The sequence below is a fragment of the Longispora albida DSM 44784 genome (assembly GCF_000379825.1).
GTDB classification, from domain to species: Bacteria; Actinomycetota; Actinomycetes; order Mycobacteriales; family Micromonosporaceae; genus Longispora; species Longispora albida.
This window is the reverse complement of record NZ_KB903829.1, coordinates 1-3,523: the sequence shown is the minus strand read 5'-3', so window position 1 is coordinate 3,523 and position 3,523 is coordinate 1. Positions and strand designations below refer to the sequence as shown.

At 68.9% G+C, this 3,523-nt stretch carries 4 protein-coding genes; 1 reads left to right on the top strand and 3 read right to left on the bottom strand.

Going from position 1 to position 3,523, the window contains the following annotated elements:
* Both A3G1_RS0117650 and A3G1_RS0117645 read right to left on the bottom strand, forming a co-directional pair.
* The coding region (locus tag A3G1_RS0117650) for an amino acid permease (protein ID WP_018350804.1) at positions 1 to 694 on the bottom strand (694 nt) is incomplete at its 3' end.
* A 43-nt stretch (positions 695 to 737) separates the two neighbouring features.
* Positions 738 to 1,367 (bottom strand): GOLPH3/VPS74 family protein, encoded by a 630-nt coding sequence (locus A3G1_RS0117645; RefSeq protein WP_018350803.1) that lies wholly within the window; start codon positions 1,365 to 1,367, stop codon positions 738 to 740.
* Between the two features lie 300 nt (positions 1,368 to 1,667).
* Here A3G1_RS0117645 and A3G1_RS0117640 point away from each other — a divergent pair, with 300 nt between their 5' ends.
* The gene (locus A3G1_RS0117640; protein WP_018350802.1) at positions 1,668 to 2,090 is read left to right on the top strand and encodes a hypothetical protein; all 423 of its coding nucleotides are present in this window, start codon (positions 1,668 to 1,670) and stop codon (positions 2,088 to 2,090) included.
* Positions 2,091 to 2,567: 477 nt separating this feature from the next.
* On the opposite strand, the gene A3G1_RS0117635 is transcribed toward A3G1_RS0117640, so the two are convergent.
* Positions 2,568 to 3,194: a hypothetical protein gene (locus A3G1_RS0117635; RefSeq protein ID WP_018350801.1), complete on the bottom strand. Its 627-nt coding sequence runs from the start codon at positions 3,192 to 3,194 to the stop codon at positions 2,568 to 2,570.
* Between the last annotated feature and the right edge of the window lie 329 nt (positions 3,195 to 3,523).

The following is a 3,523-nucleotide window of genomic DNA, read 5'->3' as shown; positions in this document are numbered from 1 at the left end:
CCTCGGTGAACACTGCGGCGCCCTCGAACCCGACGAAGCCCGTGATCGCGATGACCAGGGCCGGTCCGGCACCCGCCGTGAGCAGGTTCTCAGGGGACAGCGCGGCGAAGCTGACCGAGCCGCCCGCCGGGTTACGCAGGCCGACGACGTCGAAGAACAGCACGACGGCGATCTCCGCGACGAGCAGCACCGCGAGGACCTTGCCATTGACGTCGACCCGGAGCACGCCCAGCAGCGCGACCAGCGCCCAAGCGCCGAGGGCGATCAGCCACCAGCTCACCTGCGTGCCCGTCCAGCCCTCGATCTGGAGGCTGGCGGTGAAGCCGAAGCCGCCGTACAGGCCGACCTGCATCGCGTTGTACGCCAGCAGCGCCACCCACGACGCCCCGACCCCGGCCGGACGGCCGAGACCGCGTGCGACGTACGTGTAGAAGGCGCCGGCGTTGGACACGTGCCGCGCCATCGCGACGTACCCGGCGGAGAACAGCAGCAGCACGAGCGCGACGAGCAGGAACGCCACCGGGATGCCGGTGACGCCACTGACCGCGTACCCGGTGGTGACCAGGCCTGCGACAACGGTCAGCGGCGCCGCCGCAGACATGACGAAGAAGACCACGGACGGCACGCCGAGGCGGCCCTTGGCCAGCGCCGTGGACACGGGATCCGGGCGCGGTGCCCGGGTGACAGCGGACATGGGGGGTGTCCTCTTTCGGGGGTGGGGGAGGGAGAGGTGCCGCCTAGCCCCGGTGGGCCAGGACGGCGTCACCGATCGCCGCCTCGACGTGCCCGGCGAGCTCCCGCAGCGGGGCGGGGAGCGCGGCGGAGATCCGGCGCAGGTACCGCCGGGCGCCGCTCTGCTTGCCGTCCCAGATCACGGTCTCCAGCAGGCCGGCGGCCTCCACCAGGACCGCCAGCGCCATCTCCGGCAGGTCCATCGGGCGGCCTTCGGTGAGAGCGAGGCGCAGTTTGGGGGCTGGCCAGGCGGTCCTGGTGCCGTCGACCGGCACGTAGCGGACCGTCTTTCGCCACAGCACCCTGCTCTCCTCCCGGTGCAGGAAACCGAGCCCGGCCAGCCGCTGGGCCACCGTGTCCGTGGAGTCCTGGCTGAGGTAGGCCAGCCAGGTCCGCACGTCGCGGTGCTCGGGGGAGTCCAGCAGGGCCTGGAGGGTGCCCGCTGCCAGCGGCTCGCCGGGCGGCCTGCGGTCGACCACCGTGAGCAGGCCGTTCTCCAGGGTCAGGCACTGGAAGAGCATCAGCTCGCCCAGCAGTGCTCCGGCCAGGCCGAGGCCAGTGGCCCTGCCGTGCAGCCGCCGCCGCCCGTCGAGGTCGTCATGGGCGATCAGGAAGAACTCATCGGCGAGAAGCACGTTTTTCCTTGCATACCGGGAGCAGGTGCCTGGGAATGGTGATCGTCATCCATTCGCGACAAGGCGGGTCGATGCGGCTACAGAATAGAGCTGGATCAACCCGTGGGCAACCATGCACTGTGGGTGATCATCGGGCGGGCACGGCTGGCCTGCGGACACTCCACTGTGATCTGTGCCTCACCGTCCGCTGTGTAGTGTGTAATGCATTACCGGCCCTCTACTGTGGAGGAAGGCCGAAGATCATCGCGGCCTGCCCCGAGCCGCCGCTGGCCCGGGGAATCTTTCCTGGAGGTACACACCATGAAGCGCATCGCTACCCTCGCCGCGACCGCGGCCGTGGCCACCGCCGGCGTGCTCGCCGCGGCCGCCCCGGCCCAGGCCGCGACCGTGTCGACGTGCAGCAGCACGTTCAGCGGTTACAACGGCGAGACGTACAAGGTCTGCGTATACAAGGACGGCCAGAACGTCTACTCCTTCGCCCACCTGACCGGCGGCAGCCCGTTCAAGCCGCTGAGCATCTACAAGAGCGGCGTCAGCTACGTCGTCGGTGGCGCGACCCTCGGCCAGGCCTCCGGCCCGGGCCGCCTGCACGGCTACTTCGACCTGCCGCTCGGCGACGGCACCGTGGCCTGCGGCTCGGTGTACCGTGCCCAGTTCGCGATGGCCACCGGCAACGGCCCGTTCGGCCCGACCCTCAGCGCGGAGACCACCGTCTCCTGCTAGGCCCCCTGTAGCCGGCCGTCGCTGTGACCGCACCTGTCGCGGCGGCCCGGGTCCCAGCCCCCGATGCGCGCGGGGGGATGTGGCCGGCTGGCCGGCGGCGGGGCTGGCGTGCGCTGGCCCCGTAGCGAACGACCGTGGCGGCCGGGCGACCTCGTGGTCACCCGGCCGCCACGGCCACTTTCCTGTGTTCCGCCCGGCCTCGATCCCCGGGGAGTGCCCCGCTGGTGCGGGACGTTCCCCTTGGCGGCTTCAGCACGTTCCCATATGCGATGCCGTCGGGTGCGGGGCCGGAGGCTTTGAGTTGTCCGTCGTGAATGGACATTTATCGCTGGCCTGGCCGGCGTAAAGCTGTCACGTATTGAAGCAGTGGAATTGCTACTGTCCTTTGTGAACAATGGCGGGAGGTGAACGGCGATGCGCACCACCCTGGCGCGTGAATTTGTGCCGACAAATTCGGCGCGCGATAGCGGGGAGAAATCAGGCGGAACGCCGAGTCCATTCCCGGATCGTCACGCTCGCCATAGCCGGAGCCGTCCTGCTGCCCAGTGCGCGGCGCGCGGCAGGCACCTGACCGGGGATCTGGAATTCGAGCGTCGCGGACGTGAGCATGGCCCACTCCGGGGACACCATCGGGAGCGTGGTGATCGGCCGGTTGGCGCCGGGCGCCCAGACCGCGCCCCAGTCGGCGGTGAGCATCTTGGTCGCCGGGCTGCTCGCCAGGGCCCAGCGCTCGGTGGCCACGACCGGGTCGGCCAGGTCGTGCAGGCCGAACAAGCAGGTGATATGGGTCGGCACGTGCACGGTGTCCGCCGCCGTCATCGGGTCGTGCTGGACGGTGCGGAGCACAGCGGTGAGGCCATTGCCCTCCGCGGTGGCCGCCAGGCCGCCGAGCGCGGCGGCGTCGGAGTCGACAGCGTAGAGGACGCCGCCGGGGCCGATCCGGCCCGCGATGGCCAGATTGCCCTCGCCGTCTCCGGAACAGTAGTTAATGACCCGGTCACCCGGGCCGCACCGTCCAATGTCGAGGACTGTGCGGATGGTCTCCGCCAGCGCAATCCGGTAGGTGGCCGCGACGTATGCCGCCGCGGTGAGTGCTTCCGTCATAACCGGATCCTTATCGTCAACTGGGACCGTCAATCGATAACGGAGCCAGGCTATGACAAAGATTTGGTGTGATCAAGACAAGGCCAGTCAAGATCCCGGAAATTAAATTTGACCGCGCAATTTCTTGAGGGCATGTATTCCCTGGCGCGACTTTTCATGCAGGCGCGATTTACCGCCCAACGTCCGGATGGCACCGTAATTTCTGGCCGAAGTGCCCTGATATGCGAATGACGGCCGGCTGGAGATCATCGTAGGACTGCCCCGCGGCCCGTGGTGGCGATGGCCGAATCGTTACCTGCGAAATTCGCCAGCTGTTCACATGGTGAGCC